Source organism: Streptomyces sp. WAC03905 (assembly GCF_057371075.1).
On the sequence record NZ_JBXYDZ010000003.1, the window covers coordinates 5,833,749 to 5,851,684 of the forward strand.

14 protein-coding genes are annotated in these 17,936 nt (G+C 74.7%); 9 read left to right on the forward strand and 5 right to left on the reverse strand.

Annotated features, from left to right (window positions below; translation table 11 throughout):
* Positions 1 to 12 precede the first annotated feature (12 nt).
* Entirely contained in the window at positions 13 to 1,002 is a 990-nt protein-coding gene (pgfA, locus tag AC2RP6_RS28870; protein ID WP_486448825.1) for a cell envelope lipid trafficking protein PgfA, read from the forward strand.
* Here the strand turns inward: pgfA and AC2RP6_RS28875 are convergent.
* The gene (locus AC2RP6_RS28875) at positions 989 to 4,267 is read right to left on the reverse strand and encodes an ATP-dependent helicase C-terminal domain-containing protein (RefSeq protein WP_486448826.1); all 3,279 of its coding nucleotides are present in this window, start codon (positions 4,265 to 4,267) and stop codon (positions 989 to 991) included. The two genes, pgfA and AC2RP6_RS28875, sit on opposite strands and share 14 nt — an antisense overlap.
* Positions 4,268 to 4,271: 4 nt before the next feature.
* Positions 4,272 to 5,144: a class I SAM-dependent methyltransferase gene (locus tag AC2RP6_RS28880; protein ID WP_486448827.1), complete on the reverse strand. Its 873-nt coding sequence runs from the start codon at positions 5,142 to 5,144 to the stop codon at positions 4,272 to 4,274.
* 352 nt (positions 5,145 to 5,496) lie between these two features.
* Here AC2RP6_RS28880 and rpsA point away from each other — a divergent pair, with 352 nt between their 5' ends.
* From rpsA to AC2RP6_RS28900, 4 genes are all read left to right on the forward strand, one after another.
* On the forward strand, positions 5,497 to 7,005 hold the full coding sequence (gene rpsA, locus AC2RP6_RS28885; RefSeq protein WP_030666059.1) for a 30S ribosomal protein S1: 1,509 nt from the start codon (positions 5,497 to 5,499) through the stop codon (positions 7,003 to 7,005).
* A gap of 254 nt (positions 7,006 to 7,259) precedes the next feature.
* Entirely contained in the window at positions 7,260 to 8,198 is a 939-nt protein-coding gene (locus tag AC2RP6_RS28890; RefSeq protein WP_486448828.1) for a PAC2 family protein, read from the forward strand.
* Positions 8,199 to 8,243: 45 nt separating this feature from the next.
* Entirely contained in the window at positions 8,244 to 8,873 is a 630-nt protein-coding gene (coaE, locus tag AC2RP6_RS28895) for a dephospho-CoA kinase (RefSeq protein WP_486448829.1), read from the forward strand.
* 67 nt (positions 8,874 to 8,940) lie between these two features.
* Positions 8,941 to 9,327, forward strand: a complete 387-nt coding sequence (locus AC2RP6_RS28900) for a tetratricopeptide repeat protein (RefSeq protein WP_486448830.1) — start codon at positions 8,941 to 8,943, stop codon at positions 9,325 to 9,327.
* A 45-nt stretch (positions 9,328 to 9,372) separates the two neighbouring features.
* Here the strand turns inward: AC2RP6_RS28900 and AC2RP6_RS28905 are convergent, their stop codons facing one another.
* Complete coding sequence (locus AC2RP6_RS28905; protein WP_486448831.1) at positions 9,373 to 9,990, reverse strand: hypothetical protein; 618 nt, start codon at positions 9,988 to 9,990, stop codon at positions 9,373 to 9,375.
* A gap of 138 nt (positions 9,991 to 10,128) precedes the next feature.
* Here AC2RP6_RS28905 and AC2RP6_RS28910 point away from each other — a divergent pair, with 138 nt between their 5' ends.
* The 3 genes from AC2RP6_RS28910 (at position 10,129) to AC2RP6_RS28920 (ending at position 15,749) form a co-directional block, all read left to right on the forward strand.
* Entirely contained in the window at positions 10,129 to 11,574 is a 1,446-nt protein-coding gene (locus AC2RP6_RS28910) for a helix-turn-helix domain-containing protein (RefSeq protein ID WP_486448832.1), read from the forward strand.
* 96 nt (positions 11,575 to 11,670) lie between these two features.
* Positions 11,671 to 14,547 carry a DEAD/DEAH box helicase gene (locus tag AC2RP6_RS28915; protein ID WP_486448833.1) on the forward strand — a complete coding sequence of 959 codons (2,877 nt, stop codon included), beginning with the start codon at positions 11,671 to 11,673 and terminating at the stop codon, positions 14,545 to 14,547.
* Positions 14,544 to 15,749 carry an SWIM zinc finger family protein gene (locus AC2RP6_RS28920; RefSeq protein WP_486448834.1) on the forward strand — a complete coding sequence of 402 codons (1,206 nt, stop codon included), beginning with the start codon at positions 14,544 to 14,546 and terminating at the stop codon, positions 15,747 to 15,749. The genes AC2RP6_RS28915 and AC2RP6_RS28920 overlap by 4 nt, the downstream gene beginning before the upstream one ends.
* On the opposite strand, the gene AC2RP6_RS28925 is transcribed toward AC2RP6_RS28920, so the two are convergent.
* Positions 15,730 to 16,278 carry a hypothetical protein gene (locus AC2RP6_RS28925; protein WP_486448835.1) on the reverse strand — a complete coding sequence of 183 codons (549 nt, stop codon included), beginning with the start codon at positions 16,276 to 16,278 and terminating at the stop codon, positions 15,730 to 15,732. The two genes, AC2RP6_RS28920 and AC2RP6_RS28925, sit on opposite strands and share 20 nt — an antisense overlap.
* 125 nt (positions 16,279 to 16,403) lie before the next feature.
* Here AC2RP6_RS28925 and AC2RP6_RS28930 point away from each other — a divergent pair, with 125 nt between their 5' ends.
* Positions 16,404 to 17,126, forward strand: coding sequence for a chaplin (locus AC2RP6_RS28930; protein ID WP_486448836.1), 723 nt, complete (start codon positions 16,404 to 16,406; stop codon positions 17,124 to 17,126).
* Here the strand turns inward: AC2RP6_RS28930 and AC2RP6_RS28935 are convergent.
* On the reverse strand, positions 17,119 to 17,787 hold the full coding sequence (locus AC2RP6_RS28935) for a DUF2293 domain-containing protein (RefSeq protein ID WP_486448837.1): 669 nt from the start codon (positions 17,785 to 17,787) through the stop codon (positions 17,119 to 17,121). The genes AC2RP6_RS28930 and AC2RP6_RS28935 overlap by 8 nt on opposite strands.
* Between the last annotated feature and the right edge of the window lie 149 nt (positions 17,788 to 17,936).

The following is a 17,936-nucleotide window of genomic DNA, read 5'->3' on the forward strand; positions in this document are numbered from 1 at the left end:
GGAGGCCCGGCCGTGCGACGCAGAGCGAGCCTCGTCCTGCTGGCCCTCGCCGTGTTCTGCGCGGCCCTCGCGCCGCTGCTGCGCTGGTACGCGTACCCGCGCCTGGCGAAGATCCCGCCGAACCAGTACCAGGAGATGGTCCTGGAGGCGAAGGACGCGACCCTCCTCGACTACACCGGCGGCATGCAGCCCAAGAAGGTCGACAAGGTCACGATCGTCCAGACCCTCAAGGGCAACGTCGAGGCGTCGAAGGAGATCGAGGCGAGCGCGGGCAAGGACGTCGTGGTCTGGGACACCCTGTCCTACATCATCGGCCCCGGCGGCAAGATGGTCTCCCAGATACCCGAGCGCTACATCTTCGACGCGCACACCCAGGACCCGGTGCACGCCACCGGCGAGATGGTCGACGGCGACGCGGTCAAGCGCGAGGGCATCGAGTTCAAGTGGCCCTTCTTCACCGAGCCGCGCGACTACCTCTACTTCGACGCCCAGACCCGCACCTCCTCGCCCATCCACTACGTCGGACCGCGCCGCTTCAAGGGCATGGACGTCTACTACTTCGAGCAGACCGTCCCCTGGACCAAGGTGTCCATGCCGAAGAAGATGCCGATCGAGGGCATCGACCCGGCGACGATCGAGGCGGCCACCGGCACCACCCTCTGGTACACCGCCAAGGTGCGCTTCTGGGTCGACCCCGTCACCGGCGCCCCCGTCAACGCCGAACAGGACATCCAGCAGGAGATGCGCGGCGGCATCGCCTCCGGCGGACCGGACGGCAAGCTCACCGCCTTCGCCGGGCACGTGACCATGCGCGAGGACTACTCCGACTACACCGTCGACCTGGTCAAGGCGAACCGTACGAAGGTCCTCGCGCTCCACACCTACGCCCCGGCGGGCCTCGCCGCCGCAGGCCTCGTGCTGCTCGGCGTGGCCCTGTGGCTGGAGGCACGCGGCCGCCGCGCCCGGGGCGAGGGCTCGGGCGACGGCGTCAGCCCCGCCTGAGCCGGGCGCTGGTGTGGCGGGTGGGCTCTGCGGTGGCCGGATCCTCCGGCCAGGGGTGCTTGGGGTAGCGGCCGCGCAGCTCGGCCCGGACGGCGCGGTAGCCGTCCTGCCAGAACGAGGACAGGTCGGCGGTGACGGCCACGGGGCGCCCGGCCGGCGACAGCAGGTGGACCAGGACGGGAACCCCGGCCACCCGGGGCGTCCGGGCCAGCCCGAACATTTCCTGCAACTTCACCGCCAGCACCGGCTGTTCGGGCGCGTAGTCGACGCGGATCCGGGAACCACTGGGCACCTCGATGCGCTCTGGCGCCAGCTCGTCCAGCCGGGCCGCCTCGCCGGTGGCCCACGGCAACAGCCGGTTCAGGGCCTGACCGGCGTCGATCCGGGCCAGGTCCGCCCGCCGACGGGCCCGGGACAGCTCGGGCTCCAGCCAGTCGTCGGCCCGCTCCAGCAGCACGGCGTCACTCGCCACGTCCGGCCAGCCGCCGCCCAGCGTGCGGTGCAGGAAGCCGAGGCGGGCCCGCAGCGAAAGCGCCTCCGGGGTCCAGCGCAGCAGGCCGGGGCCCTCGGCGCGCAGCCCGTCCAGCAGCGCGGCCCGCACGAGCGCCGGGTCGGGCGTGCGCAGGGGGCGCACGGCCAGCTCGATCGCCCCGAGCCGCCGCGCGGCGCGCGCGACGACGTCACCGTCCTCCCAGCGCACCTCGTCGGTGTCCGTGCGCAGGTGCGCGGCGGCGGCCAGGGCGGTGTCCTCGTCGACGACCGCGGCCAGCCGGATCCGTGCGGCGGCGGAGTGCGGGGGCCGGTCGGCGACGGCGACGGCCAGCCAGGGCGCGCTGCGCAGCCCCGACCCGTCGCCGAGGTCCGCCCCGGTCCCGGAGGCCATGAGGAACGCCCCCTCGCCCCTGGCCCTCGCCACCCGCTCGGGGAACGCGAGGGCGGCGACGAGCCCGGCAGCGGCATCGTCCGTGCTCCGCCCCGCCACCGCCGGTGACACCGGACCCGCCGCCGCCCGGCCCGCGGCCGGCGCAGCTCCGCCCCCCGAGCCACGAGCCCCGGCGACGGAACCGTGCCCCGCCTCCCCGGCCCCGGCGGCGACCGGGGCCCCGGCCCCGGTTCCGGCCTCGGCCAGGGCCGCGTCACCAGTGCCGGCTGTGACCCCGGCCCCGGCCACAGCTGCGGTTCCGGTCGCGGAGGTGAGCCCCGCTTTCCCGGCATCGGATGCGTGCCCTCCGGCCCCGGCTCCGGTTCCGGGCTCGGCCACAGCCCCGGCCTCGGCCACAGCCCCGCCCACAGCTCCAGTCCCGGCCTCGGTCACAGCCCCGGCCTCGGCCCCGGTTCCGGCCACAGCTCCGGTTTCGGGCCCGGCCGGAGCCCCGGCTCCGGTCTTGGCCCGAGTCCCGGTCCTGGCCACAGCCCCAGCCTCAACCACAGCCCCGGCCTCGGCCCCGGTTCCGGCCACAGCTCCGGTTTCGGGCCCGGCCTCAACCACAGCCCCGGCCTCCCCGGTTCCGGCCCCAGCCACAGCTCCAGTCCCGGCCTCGGTCACAGCCCCGGCCCGGGCCCCGGCCCCGGCCCCAGTTCCGGTCGCGGAGGTGAGCCCCGCTTCCCCGGCATCGGATGCGTGCCCTCCGGCCCCGGCCCCGGTTCCGGGCTCGGCCACAGCTCCAGTCCCGGCCTCGGCCACAGCTCCGGCTCCGGTTCCCGCCTCGGGCCCGGGCCCGGCCGCAGCCGCGGTCCCGGGCTCGGATTCGGCGGGGCTCCCCGCAGGGGACACGGCGCGTTCCAAGCGGCCGGCCTCCGCGCGCCAGCGCGCCGCGTAGCCGTCGCCGCCCGCGCGGGCCCGCCGCCAGGCCGCCGCCAGGTCGTCCCCGTAGTCGCGCGGCGGCTCCTCGCTCAGCAGCGCCACGACCTCCGCCGCCCGGCGGGCGCCGAGCGCCGCACTCCCGTCCAGCAGGGCCCGCGCCAGCCGCGGGTGCAGCCCCAGCCGCGCCATCCGCAGCCCGCGCGGGGTCGGCCGGCCGGCCGCGTCCACCGCGCCGACGGCCACCAGCACCTCCCGCGCGGCGGCCATCGCCCCGGCCGGCGGCGGGTCCAGCAGCGCCAGCCCGGCCGCGTCCGGATCGCCCCAGCACGCCGCCTGCAGGGCGAACTGCGCCAGGTCCGCGATACGGATCTCCGGCGCCGGGAACGCCGGCAGCCGCCCGTCCTCGGCCGCCGTCCAGCAGCGGTACACCACACCCGGCGCCTCACGCCCGGCCCGGCCCGCCCGCTGGCGCCCGGCCGCGCGCGAGGCCCGTACGGTCGCCAGCGCGCCCAGCCCCCGGGCATGGTCCACCCGCGGCTCGCGGGCCAGGCCCGAGTCGACCACCACGCGCACCCCGGGCACGGTCAGGCTCGACTCCGCCACCGCCGTCGCGAGGATCACCCGGCGGTGCTCCGACGCCGTCAGCGCCGCGTCCTGCACGGCCGCCGGGGCCCGGCCGTGCACCTGCAGCACCTCCGCGTCCACGCCGCCCAGCAGCCCCGCCACCCGGGCGATCTCCCCGACGCCGGGCAGGAAGCACAGCACGTCACCGGAACGTTCCGCCAGCGCCCGCCGCACCACCGACGCCACGTGCGCGAGCTGCGCCGGATCCACCCGCATCCCGTGCGGGGGCCGCACCGGACGGGCCGGCGGGGCCCACACCGTCTCCACCGGGTACGCGACGCCCGCGGCCTCCACCACCGGCGCACCGCCGAGCACCCGGGCCCAGCCCGCGGAGTCCGTCGTCGCCGAGGCCGCCACCAGCCGCAGCTCCGGGCGCAGGGCCTCCCGCACGTCGAGGAGGAACGCGGCGACCGTGTCCGCGTCCAGGTGCCGCTCGTGGCACTCGTCCAGGACGACCACGTCCACACCCGCCAGCTCCTGGTCGCGCTGGAGCCGCTGGAGCAGCACCCCGGTGGTCACCACCTCCACCACCGTCCCGGCCCCCGCCACCCGCTCGCCGCGGACCGTGAACCCGACCGAGGCGCCGACCCGCTCGCCCAGCAGCCAGGCCATCCGGCGCGCCGCCGCCCGGGCGGCGATCCGCCGCGGCTCGGCCACCACCACCCGGCGCCGCGGCCCGCCGCCCACCAGGCCCGCGAGCACCAGCGGGACCAGCGTCGTCTTGCCGGTCCCGGGCGGCGCGCACAGCACCGCGGCGCCGTGCGCGTCGAGCGCGGAGACCAGCGCGGGCAGGACCTCGCGCACGGGCAGGGCGTCCAGGGCGGCCTGGCGGATCAAGGCGTCAGGCCCTCTCGCAGACGAAGATCGCGGTGCCGGGGATCAGATTGCCGCGCAGCGGGGACCAGCCACCCCACTCCTGGCTGTTCCACTGGGGCCACTCGGGCTCGACGAGGTCGATCAGGCGGAAGCCGCCCGCCACCACGTCGCGGACGCGGTCGCCCAGGGTGCGGTGGTGCTCGACGTACACGGCGCGCCCCTGCTCGTCCTGCTCGACGTACGGGGTCCGGTCGAAGTAGGACGCGGAGACGGACAGGCCCTCGGGCCCGGGCTCGTCGGGGAAGGCCCAGCGCAGGGGGTGGGTCACCGAGAACACCCAGCGGCCGCCGGGGCGCAGCACGCGGTGCACCTCCCGCATGACGTTCACGGGGTCGGCGACGAAGGGGACGGCGCCGTAGGCGGAGCAGGCGAGGTCGAAGGAGCCGTCGCGGAAGGGGAGCCGGCCGGCGTCGGCCTCGACCAGGGGGATGCCGTCGCCGATGCGCAGGGCGTGCTGGAGCTGGCGGTGCGAGAGGTCGAGGGCCACCGGACGGGCGCCCTGGGCGGCCAGCCAGCGCGAGCACTGGGCGGCGCCGGCGCCGATCTCCAGCACGTCCCGGCCCTTGAGTGCGGCGGCGGGCCCGAGCAGGGCGGCGTCCGCCTCGTCGAGACCCTCGGGCCCCCACACGAAGCGGTCGTCGCCGAGGAAGGCGCCGTGCTCGCTCTGGTAGTCGTCGGCGTTGCGGTCCCACCAGGAGCGGCTCGCCCGGCTGCTCTCCGCTTCCCCGGCGTCACGGCGCGTGGCCTCGGCGTCGTCGCCGGCGGCGTCGTCAGCGTCGTTCAGGGAAGCCGGATCGGCCGCGTACGCGTCTTCGGGGGCGTCGTCCTCTTGGTTCATGGGGCCCGTCGTCGTAGTCTGCGAATGTCTTGGGATGGGACAGGAACCGCCATCACGGCGTTCCCGCCCATGAATTGTGCCGGTTGTGCGGTGATCCGCCCGGGGTGTGGGCCTTCGCGCATTGACCCTGTCCGGCCGCCCCCGTATGCTACAAGTTGCGCTGCGAGCCTGTGCTCCTCAGACCTAGCAGGCTGCGCTTGCATCTGTTGATGTCCCCTCGGTTTTCGAGGCCCTCCCCGCTCGTGCGGATCAGGGCTTCCTTGGCTGTCCGGCTTCTTCGGCAGATGCCGATAAGGGCTCCCGGCGTAGCAGTACCTACGACTTTCTGTCCGTAACCGGAGCCCTTTCCCACATGACGAGCAGCACCGAGACCACCTCTACCACTCCGCAGGTAGCGGTCAACGACATCGGTAACGAGGAAGCCTTCCTCGCCGCGATCGACGAGACGATCAAGTACTTCAACGACGGCGACATCGTCGACGGCGTCATCGTGAAGGTCGACCGGGACGAGGTCCTGCTCGACATCGGTTACAAGACGGAAGGCGTGATCCCGAGCCGCGAGCTCTCGATCAAGCACGACGTCGACCCGAACGAGGTCGTCAAGGTCGGCGACGAGATCGAGGCCCTGGTTCTCCAGAAGGAGGACAAGGAAGGCCGTCTGATCCTGTCCAAGAAGCGCGCTCAGTACGAGCGTGCCTGGGGCACGATCGAGAAGATCAAGGAAGAGGACGGCATCGTCACCGGTACCGTCATCGAGGTCGTCAAGGGTGGTCTCATCCTCGACATCGGCCTCCGCGGCTTCCTCCCGGCCTCCCTGGTCGAGATGCGCCGTGTCCGCGACCTCCAGCCCTACGTGGGCAAGGAGCTCGAGGCGAAGATCATCGAGCTGGACAAGAACCGCAACAACGTGGTCCTGTCCCGCCGCGCCTGGCTCGAGCAGACCCAGTCCGAGGTCCGCCAGACGTTCCTCACCACCCTGCAGAAGGGTCAGGTCCGCTCCGGCGTCGTTTCCTCGATCGTCAACTTCGGTGCCTTCGTGGACCTGGGCGGCGTCGACGGTCTCGTCCACGTCTCCGAGCTGTCCTGGAAGCACATCGACCACCCGTCCGAGGTCGTCGAGGTCGGCCAGGAAGTCACCGTCGAGGTCCTCGACGTCGACATGGACCGCGAGCGTGTCTCCCTGTCGCTGAAGGCGACGCAGGAGGACCCGTGGCAGCAGTTCGCCCGTACGCACCAGATCGGTCAGGTCGTCCCGGGCAAGGTCACCAAGCTGGTTCCGTTCGGTGCGTTCGTCCGCGTGGACGAGGGCATCGAGGGTCTGGTCCACATCTCCGAGCTGGCCGAGCGCCACGTGGAGATCCCGGAGCAGGTCGTCCAGGTCAACGACGAGATCTTCGTCAAGGTCATCGACATCGACCTCGAGCGTCGCCGGATCTCGCTGTCCCTGAAGCAGGCCAACGAGTCCTTCGGTGCCGACCCGGCGTCGGTCGAGTTCGACCCGACCCTGTACGGCATGGCCGCGTCCTACGACGACCAGGGCAACTACATCTACCCCGAGGGCTTCGACCCCGAGACCAACGACTGGCTCGAGGGCTACGAGAAGCAGCGCGAGGCCTGGGAGACCCAGTACGCCGAGGCGCAGGCTCGCTTCGAGCAGCACCAGGCTCAGGTCATCAAGAGCCGCGAGGCCGACGAGGCCGCTGCCGCCGAGGGCGCTGCCGCCCCGGCCGCCGGTGGCAACGCCGGTGCGGGCATCTCGGGTGGTTCGTACTCCTCGGAGTCGGACGAGACCTCCGGCGCCCTGGCGTCGGACGAGGCCCTGGCCGCGCTCCGCGAGAAGCTGGCCGGCGGCCAGAGCTGATCGCAGCGCGCATCGCACTCCGGTGTGAGCAGAGCTGACTGAGCACGACGGTGAGGCCCGTCCCCTTCGGGGGGGCGGGCCTCACCGCTTTGCCCCGCGCCCCCTCCCGTCCTGCTCGTCCTCCCCGTCCTCCCCTCGTCACGGCTCCCGCACGGATGTGATCCATTGCGTTCCTGTGAAGGGGGCCAACTGGGGAATGGCGGCGCCGCCTTGGACGTTCTTCGCAGAGAACGAGGCGAGGAGGAGTGGTGGCGGTGCTTGATCCACAGGGTTTGTACGAATGGGATGCCAAGGGTCTGGCGGTGGCCGACCTGGCGGTCGCCCAGGACTCGGCCGGGCTGGTCATGCTGTACCACTTCGAGGGGTACATCGACGCCGGAGAAGCCGGTGAGCAGATCGTCGAGCGACTGCTGGACACGCTGCCCCACCAGGTCGTGGCCCGCTTCGACGCGGACCGCCTCGTGGACTACCGGGCACGGCGCCCGCTGCTGACCTTCCAGCGCGACCACTGGGCGGAGTTCGAGGAGCCCCGGCTGGAGGTCCGGCTGGTCCAGGACGCCACCGGCGCGCCCTTCCTGCTGCTGTCCGGGCCCGAGCCGGACGTGGAGTGGGAGCGCTTCGCCGCCGCCGTGCGGCAGATCGTCGAGCGCCTCGGAGTCCGGCTCTCCGTCAACTTCCACGGCATCCCGATGGGCGTCCCGCACACCCGGCCCGTCGGCATCACCCCGCACGGCAACCGGACCGACCTCATGCCGGGCCACCGCAGCCCCTTCGACGAGGCCCAGGTGCCCGGCAGCGCCGAGTCCCTGGTGGAGTTCCGGCTGGCCCAGGCCGGGCACGACGTGCTCGGCGTCGCCGCGCACGTGCCGCACTACGTGGCGCGCTCGCCCTACCCGGACGCGGCGCTGACGGTGCTGGAGGCGATCACGGCGGCGACCGGCCTGGTGCTGCCGGCCGTGGCGCACGCGCTGCGGACCGAGGCCCACCGCACGCAGACGGAGATCGACCGGCAGATCCGCGAGGGCGACGAGGAGCTGGTCGCCCTGGTGCAGGGGCTGGAGCACCAGTACGACGCCGCCGCCGGGGCCGAGACCCGGGGCAACATGATCGCCGAACCGGCGGAGCTGCCCTCGGCGGACGAGATCGGCCGCGAGTTCGAGCGCTTCCTGGCCGAGCGCGAGGGCGAGAACTGACGCCCGGACGGCACCGCCCGCCGGACACCGCCTAAGCTGCGGGGCATGTTGAAGGTGGGCCTGACGGGCGGAATCGGTGCCGGCAAGAGCGAGGTCTCGCGGCTGCTGGCGGGGTACGGGGCGATCGTCGTCGACGCCGATCGGATCGCACGCGAGGTCGTGGAGCCCGGTACGCCGGGGCTCGCGGCCGTCGTGGCGGCCTTCGGGGAAGAGGTGCTGACCCCCGAGGGCACGCTGGACCGGCAGAAGCTGGGATCCATCGTGTTCGCGGACCCGGAGAAGCTGCGCACGCTCAACGCGATCGTGCACCCGCTGGTCGGTGCCCGGTCCGCCGAGCTGGAGGCCGCCGCCGGCCCCGACGCCATCGTCGTGCACGACGTACCGCTGCTCACCGAGAACGGCCTCGCACCGCTCTACGACCTGGTGGTCGTGGTCGACGCGGCCCCGTCGACGCAGCTGGCACGGCTGACCGGGCCGCGCGCGATGGCCGAGGAGGAGGCCCGGGCCCGGATGGCCGCGCAGGCCACGCGGGAGCAACGCCTGGCGGTCGCCACCCTGGTGATCGACAACGACGGCCCGCTGGACGCGCTGGAGCCGCAGGTCCGCAAGGTGTGGGAGGACCTCGCCGCGCGGGCGTCGGCGGCGCCGACGACGGGCGACGGCCGCCCTGCCTGACGTGTGCATGGGAATAGCACGCGGAGCGGGGGCGTTGAAGGCGCCGGTAGAGGGAAGGATCCATACCGTGTCCGAGACCACGCGTCCCACGCCGTCCAGCCCGGAAACACACGTCATCGACTTCCGGGCGGCCGAGCAGCTGCTCGCCGCACGCGACCCGCGCGGTGCGGTCAAGCTGCTCGACTCGGTCGTGGCCGCCCACCCGGAGAACACCGCTGCCCGGCTGCTGCGCGCCCGGGCCTTCTTCGCGGCCGCCCAACTGCGCCCGGCGGAGCTGGAGTTCGAGCTGGTGCTGGAGCGCGAACCGGACAATGCCTTCGCCCACTTCGCGCTGGCCCGTACGCACGAGCGCGCCGGGCGGCCCGAGCAGGCGCGCAAGCACTTCCGGCTGGCCGCCGCCCTCGATCCGCAGCCGGAGTACCTGGCGGCGGCGCGCTTCGAGGACCAGGCCTGATCCGAGCGCCGGGACCGGGACCGCTCAGCGGTGGCTGGATACCCCTTAAGGGTTGAGCTTGTTCACCGCCTTCGTCGTCGTCTTCTTGAACGCGGCGACCGGGGCCTGGGACAGGTCGCCCATCTGACCCCACTGGACGACGGTCACGGTGGAGCCGTCGCGTCCGATCCCGTAGAGGTGCACGCCCGGCTCGGATTCCGGGATCGAGGTGTGCACCCCGTAGACGTGCGCGCCCTCCTCGACGGGCAGGGACCCGTAGTCCTGCCAGGAGGCCGTCCCGCCCGGGGTCGTGCGCAGCCAGTCGGCGGCGCACGCGGCGACCTCGCGCTCCAGCATGCCGGCGAGCCTGGCGGCCGCCGAGGGCGAGGCGGAGCGTACGGAGATCTGCACGGCGCCGGTGTCGTAGTCGGTGCCGAACGTGCGGTGCCAGCTGCCCGCCGCCGGAAGCAACCCGTCCAGGCAGAACGTCTCCGTCTCGGGAAGGCCCGTGGTGACCGCGCCGGCGTACCAGGGCGACGAGGGGTGCGCGGGCAGGTCGGTTCCGTTCAGGAAGCCCGGCGCCGCGGCGGCCGCCGCGGACGTCGAGGTGGTGAGGACGAGCGCGGCGGCCGCGGCGGCCAGAGCGGTGGCGAGGGTGGCGGCGGTGTCGGTACGTCGGAACATGTCGGTTCTCCCCGTGGACGTGGCATCGGTGTTGCCTGACGAGCCTGTTCCCCGGCGGGGGCGCCGGGCCACGGTTCGGGGCGAAATCGGGACACTGGAACGCCCGTACGCGCCGTCACCTGGGGGAACATCCCAGGCATGGAACGGCGCCACGGGACGGGGGACGGGGACGGCATGAGTGAGGCCGAGGATTTCGCACGGCTGATGCGGGGGCTGAAGGAGCGCGGAGGGCTCAGTTACGGCGTCCTGGCGCGCCGGCTGCACACCAGTACGTCGACCCTGCACCGGTACTGCAACGGCGAGGCGCTGCCGGTCGAGTTCGCGGTGGTGGACCGCTTCGCGCGGGCCTGCGGGGCCACGGCGGCGGAGGCGGTGGACCTGCACCGGGCCTGGCTGCTGGCGGACGCCCGGCGGCGCGCGGGTGCGGCCGCGCCGACGCCGGTACCTCCCGCCACCCGGAAGCCGGGGCAGGGGCCGGTGACGCAGCCGCGGCAGGAGCGGGAGCAGGAGCCGGTGACGGAGCCGCGGCAGGAGCAGGAGCAGGAGGGGGAGCAGGGGCACGGGCACGAGAACGGGCGGGCCGTCGTGGTGGGACCCGGACCCGCCGCGGTGGCCGGACCGGCCGAGGTGGCCTCCGTGGCCCGCGGGTCCTGGTACCGGCGCAGGGCCGTCGTGGTGGCCGCGGCCGGGCTGGCGGCCGGTGCGGTGGCCGTCGCGTTGCTGGCGGTGGCCGGCCCCGACCGGGGGACGCCGCAGGCCGCCCCGGGGACGGCGCCGGGGGCGGCCACCGGCACCGCTACCGGCGGACCCGGGGGCTCCGCTCCCATGGACTCCGCCCCGTCCGCACCGGGGGCCCCGCCGACGGATCCGGCGACCGCTCCCGTACCGCCTCCGGCCTCCTCGGCGGGACGGGCCGCGGCGTCGGCCCCGGTCCCCGGCCCGCCGCCGGTGTCGGCGCCGGGCCGGGTGCCCGCGGCGCCCCTCAAGGCGGCGGTGCGCCCGCACGTGTGGGCCGCGGGATGCGACCACGCCTACCTGTCCGAACGGAGTCCCGGATCGGTGCCCCCACCGCCCGTGCAGGCGGACGCGCCCGCCTGGGCGGCGGCGCAGCGGGCCGTGCACGCCGGGAATCAGATCGTGGAGGTCACCCTGCACGGCACGGGCGGGGGCGCGGTGGTCCTGGAGGGGCTGGAGGTACGGGTGGGGGCGCGGCGCACCCCACCCGCCTGGAACGTCTACCAGATGTCGCAGGGCTGCGGCGGAGGCCTCACCCCCGCCCTCTTCGCCGTCGACCTGGACGCGCCGCGCCCGCTGGCCCGCCCCGTCGCGGGCAACGACGCCGGGAACCGGCTGCCCGCCCCGGCCTTCCCCATGCGGGTCACCGCCGACGATCCGGTCGTCCTGCGGGTGGAGGCCGTCACCACGGGCTGCGACTGCGACTGGTCCCTCGACCTGAGGTGGACCTCCCCGGCGGGTTCGGGCACCCTGCGCGTCGACGACGGCGGGCGCCCCCTGCGCACGAGCGCCGCCACGGGCCGGCCCGTCTACGGCTACGCCCTGGAACAGGGCCGCTGGGCCCGCTGAAACCGCAGGTCAGAGGCGTTGTCAGTGGCCACATCTAGACTCGTGGAGAAGGGGCTGGAAGGCCCGTTCGACACGATCGTGAGGGAGGGGGACAGCATGACGACGCAGACGCGGGCCCTGCGACAGCCGCGGCCAGAGACCCTGGAGCGGTCGCAGCCGCAGGCATCCGCGCTGCTGCGCCACGCCGCCGTCTTCCTGCCCGCCGCCGTCCCCCGGGAGGGGCGGGTCGCCTTCTGGTCGCCGGACGGGGACCCCCTGCCCGGAACGGGCACACCCGGACCGCTCACCGTCGTGCGCCCGCACGGCAGCGGGGTCCGCAGCCGGACCGTCCCCGCGGTGACCCTCTCCGTCGCCGACGCGCTGCCCCTGCTCGCGCGAGCACCCCGCAGCCCCGCCGCGCACCCCGCCACCCAGGCCTGGGGCACCGCCGCCACGCAGGCCCTCACCCTGGCCGCGCGCGGCCGGCTGCTGCCCGGGCTCACGCCCGGGGGAGTCGACGCCTGGCGCGCGGGTCCGCTCGACGCAGACGACATCGCCCACCTCCGGGCGGTCGCCGCCGCCCTGCCCCCCGAGGGGCACGCGACGCCCCTCGCCGGACGCCGCCCGCTCCAGCTGCCCGAACCGGAGGCACTGGTCCGCGCGTTCCTCGACGCCGTCGCCGACAGCCTGCCCCGCACCCCGGCGGCGCCCGTGGCCGCCGGGCCGCCCTTCGCCGCCCGCGACCCGCAGCACGTGCCCGGGATACGGGAATGGGCCGCGCAGGTCGCCGCCGGGGCCGACACCGGCGTCGGGCTCTCGCTCCGGCTCGACCTCTCCTCCTTCCGCCTCTTCGACGAGGCCGAGGGGGAGGAGACCCGGCGCGCCGGAGCCGCCGTCGTCCAGGTCCACAGCCTCGCCGACCCCACGCTCGTCACCGACGCCGCACAGCTGTGGGCCGGCACGGCCGGGACGGGCTTCGGCCCCCGCGCCCGGATCGACGCCGTGCTCGCGCTGCGCCGGGCGGCCCGCGTGTGGCCGCCGCTGCTGCGGCTGCTGGACCAGCCCGTGCCCGACGCCCTGGCCCTGTCCGACCCGGAGCTGGAAGACCTGCTGGGCGTGGCCGCGACCCGGCTGGCCGCCGCCGGGGTCGTCGTCCACTGGCCGCGCGACCTGGCCCGTACGCTGTCCGCGACCGCCGTCGTCCGGTCCACCGCGCCCGGGTCCGCCACCGACGGGACCGCCTTCTTCGACGCCGAGCACCTCTTCGCCTTCTCCTGGGAACTGGCCCTCGGCGGCGACCGGCTGACCCCGGGGGAGATGGACGCGCTGGCGCAGGCCCACCGGCCCGTCGTCCGGCTGCGGGACCAGTGGGTGCGGGTCGATCCCGAGCTGGTGCGCAAGGCGCGCCAACGGGAACTGGGCCTGCTGGACCCGGTGGACGCGCTCGCCGCCGCCCTGTCGGGGACGGCCGAGGTCGACGGCGAGCCCGTGGAGGCCGTACCGGTGGGGGCGCTGGCCGCCCTGCGGGAACGGCTGACGGGTGAGCTCGTCCCGCTCCCCCGGCCCGCCGCGCTGCGGGCCACCCTGCGCGACTACCAGGCGCGCGGCCTGGCCTGGCTCGACCTGATGACCTCCCTCGGGCTCGGCGGCTGCCTCGCCGACGACATGGGCCTGGGCAAGACCGTCACCCTGATCGCACTGCACCTGCACCGCGGCCGCCGCGAGCCGACGCTCGTGGTGTGCCCCGCCTCCCTCCTGGGCAACTGGCAGCGGGAGATCGAGAAGTTCGCGCCCGGCACCCCCGTGCGCCGCTTCCACGGCGGCGGCCGCAGCACCGAGGACCTCACGTCCTGCGAAGGCGGGTTCGTGCTCACCACCTACGGGACCATGCGCGCCAGCGCCGCCCTCCTCGCCGAACAGCCCTGGGGCATGGTCGTCGCCGACGAGGCGCAGCACGTCAAGAACCCCCACTCGGCGACCGCGAAGGCCCTGCGGACGATCCCGGCGCCCGCCAGGGTGGCACTGACCGGCACCCCCGTGGAGAACAACCTCTCCGAGCTGTGGGCGCTGCTCGACTGGACCACGCCGGGGCTGCTGGGACCGCTGACCACCTTCCGGGCCCGCCACGCCCGCCCCGTGGAGCACCAGCAGGAGGAGGACGGGGGCAACGAGGCGGCGGTCGCCCGGCTGGCCGCGCTCGTCCGGCCGTTCCTGCTGCGGCGCAAGAAGTCCGACCCGGGCATCGCGCCCGAGCTGCCGCCGAAGACCGAGACCGACCACCCGGTCTCGCTCACCCGGGAGCAGGTCTCCCTCTACCAGGCCGCCGTCGACGAGGCGATGGCCGTCATCGGGGAGAGCGAGGGCATCGAACGACGCGGCATGATCATGAAGTTGCTGGCCTCGCTCAAACAGATCTGCAACCACCCCGCGCAGTACCTCAAGGAGGAGCAGCCCCGGCTCCCGCACCGCTCCGGCAAGCTCGCCCTCCTCGACGAGCTGCTGGACACCATCGTCGCCGAGGGCGGTTCGGTGCTGGTGTTCACGCAGTACGTCACCATGGCCCGGCTCATCGAGCGGCACCTGTCGGCCCGGGGCATCGCCACGCAACTCCTGCACGGCGGCACCCCGGTGGCCCGCCGCCAGGAACTCGTGGACCGCTTCCAGGCCGGCGAGGTCCCCGTCTTCCTGCTGTCCCTCAAGGCCGCCGGAACCGGTCTGAACCTCACCCGCGCCGGCCACGTCGTCCACTTCGACCGCTGGTGGAACCCGGCCGTCGAGGAACAGGCCACCGACCGTGCCTACCGCATCGGCCAGACCCAGCCCGTACAGGTCCACCGGATCATCGCCGAAGGCACCGTCGAGGACCGCATCGCCGAGATGCTGGAGGCGAAGCGGGCCCTGGCCGACGCCGTCCTCGGCTCCGGCGAGGCGGCGCTGACCGAGCTGACCGACCGCGAGCTGGCCGACCTCGTCTCCCTGCGGAGGCCCGCATGATCACCGCGCGGGACGACCGCCGCCGCACCTTCGAGACCGTGCCCGCCGGGGAGGCGGCGGTCAGCTGGTGGGGCCGCGCCTGGGTGTCGGCCCTGGAGGAGGCCGCGGGCGACCCGGCCCGCCTGGCCCGTGGCCGTACCTACGCCACGGCCGGACACGTCGATGCCGTGACGGTCACCCCCGGCCGGATCGTCGCGTACGTCCGCGGCAGCAGGCCCCGCCCGTACCGCACCGAGCTGACCCTGCCGGCCTTCGCGGACGCGGAGTGGGGCGAGCTGCTGGAGGACGTCGCCGCCGACCCGGCGGCGCTCGGCGCCCTCCTGGAGCGGGAGGTCCCGCAGTCGCTGGCGGGGACGGTCCTGCCCGGGGTGGGCGAGCTGGTCCCGCACTGCTCCTGCCCGGACTTCGGCCGCCCGCCGTGCAAGCACGCAGCCGCCCTCTGCTACCGCGCCGCCCGCCTCCTCGACGAGGACCCCTTCGTCCTGCTGCTCCTGCGCGGCCGCGGCGAGCGGGAACTCCTCGAAGACCTCACCCGCCGCAACGCGGCCCACGCGGCACGCGAACAGCCCGGCACGACACCGGACTTCCCCGGCGTCGCGGCGAGGGCGGCCCTCGCCCGCACGGTCCGGCCGCCGCTGCCCGCGCCGCTCGCGGCCCCCGCTGCCGCCGGCCTGCCGCCCGCCTACCCGGCCGACCCGGCGGCACCGGACCCGCTGGCCCTCGACCAGCTCGCCTCCGACGCGGCCGCCCGCGCCCTGACGCTGCTCACCACCGGCGAGGACCCCATCGCCGGGCTCTCCCTCTGGCACGACGCCGTACGGCTGGCCTCCGCGCACCCCACGGCCGGGCTCACGGGCGCGGCCCGCACCCTCTACCGGGACCTGGCCCGTGCCACCGGCCGCACCACCACCGACCTCGCACGGGCGGCGGCGGCCTGGCGCCAGGGCGGCCGCCCGGCCCTCGCCGCTCTCGAAGAGCCCTGGGATCCGCCGGCCGGACCCTTCGACCGGGCCCGCCCGGCGCTCCTCGCCGCGTCCCAGGGGGCCTTCCGCCCCGAGCGCAACCGGCTGACGTCCCACACCCGCCAGCTCCGGCTCGGCCGCGACGCCCTCTGGTACGCCTACGAGTCCCGTCCCGGCGACGAGGACTGGTGGCCCACGGGCCGCCCTTCCCCGGACCCGGTCAGCGCCCTGCGGGGCTGAGACCCTCCGCCCAGCGCGTCAACACGGTGAAGTCGCGGTCCCGCAGCCCGTGCCGGGGGTGGATCCGCAGCAGGAGCGCCGGTGCCGGGTGATGGGCGGCGATCCAGGCCCGGTCGCGCGGGGTGATCATGTCGTCGACCCAGGCGAAGGGGCGGCCGGCCGCCCAGTCCCGCAGATGGCGGGTCTTCCACGAGAGCCCGTCGGGATCTTGGGCGAACAATTCAGGCCATTCGACGACGGACAGGTCGTCGGGGAGCCCGATGTGCGGCGCGATCAGGGTGTTGGCCTGGTGCGTCCAGGCGGTGGCCCATGTCAGCTCGTAGGGCAGGGCCAGCAACCGGGAGCCGTGGGACGGGTGGAGGCGGACCCGTGCGCCGCGCCGGGCCCTGCGGGATTCCGGGTCGCGGTAGGAGAGCCAGACCTCCGGCCACATGCGGTGGCTCTTGTAACCGCGCAGCCCGGCGAAGGGTGAGCGGAAGGGGTTCAGGGGGCCGTCCACGTCGAGGAGGAGCAGCGGGCGTTCCGTCATGAAGTACCCAGTACCCAGCACACGATGGAGTGAAATGCTTACCGCTTCTATAACCCGTATGGGTTTGGAGGCGTTGTTTCGGGTGTGGGGCAAGCCCCCGAAATCCACCGGAAGGCAGGAAAGTGATGCGTCACAGTCGTCGAAACGGCTTGATCGCGGCGGTCGTCGCGGGCGGCGGTCTGGCGGTCGCGGGCGTGGGCGGGTTCGCTCACGCCGATGCGGACGCGGGCGGCACGTCCGAGCGTTCGCCCGGTCTGCTGTCCGGGAACCTCGTACAGCTGCCGGTGAACGTGCCGGTCAACGCGTGCGGCAACACCGTGAGCGTCGTCGGCCTGCTGAACCCGGCCGCCGGGAACCGCTGCGCGAACACCTCGCAGGGCGGTGGCGGCGCGCACTCCGGTCAGAGCACGTCGCACCACTCGCACACGAACTCGACCTCGGCGGCCGGCAACGGCGGCGGAGCGGTCGCGCACGGCCAGGCGAAGGGTTCCCCCGGAGTGCTGTCCGGCAACGGCCTCCAGCTCCCGGTGGACCTGCCGGTCAACATCAGCGGCAACTCCGTCAACGTCGTCGGCATCGGCAACCCCTCGCTCGGCAACACGTCCGTCAACGCCGAGCAGCCCGGCCCCGGCAAGCCCGTTCAGCCGCCCGTCGTCGAGAAGCCGGTCACCCCGGTCACCCCGGCCGTCCCGACCTCTCCGGTCACCCGGGTCACCCCGCCCGAGCCCCCGCGGCACAGCGAGGCACTCGCCCACACCGGGGCCGACGGCGTCGGCTACCTGCTGCCCAGCGGCGGCGCCCTGCTCCTCGGCGGCCTCCTGCTCTACCGCCGCTTCCGGGTCAACTAGCCCGGTCCCGGCTCACCGTGCGCCATCCGTCCAGGATGGCGTCGATCCGCGGGGCGAGCCGGGCCCGGGCCGCGAAACGGGGGACGCCCGCCATCAGCAGGGCGTCGTACTCGGTGTCGGTGTGCCGGACCGCCGCCCGCACCGCCACCGAGACCGCCGTCTCGTCCAGGGCCCGCCCGGCCGCCGTGCGCCCCACCCGGCCGCTGCCGCGCACGGAGGCGTGGGTGGCGATCGCCACGGCCCGGTCGGCCGGGCAGCCGGGGAACAGCCGCACTATCTCGGCGGCGAAGGCCGCCGTGAAGCGGATGTCCTCCGCCGCACGACGCAGCCGGTCGCGCTCCCGGCGTCGCGCCCGCGCCTCGGAGTCCGCGAGACAGGCACGCTCGGCGGCGGCCAGCGCGGCATCCTCGACGAGCAGCCCGAGGCGCTCGTACCGTCGGCGCCGCCTGTGGAAGCGGACCACGACGGCGGACAGCGAACTGGCCGTGCGCGCACGGCGCGTGAGCGCGGCGTCCCCGCGCGGCAGGTAGACCAGGTGCCCCAGGTCCGCACAGTCCAGGCAGCGGGGCACACCGGCCTCGCGCACCAGGTGCCGGAGCGGCCCGCGCCGGCACTCCGCGCAGTGGATCTGCTTCACCGACTCGAAGACGACCAGGCTCATACAGGTGTGATACCGCCCTCGGCCCCTCATATCACCCGATGGAGAAGGCAGGTTGGGGTTTCGTCGACTCTTCCTGCATCGGCCTGATCCCTCCTACGGTGGCCTCCGTGGACCATGGACCGCGGGGGCCGGTCCACGGAGGAGGAGCA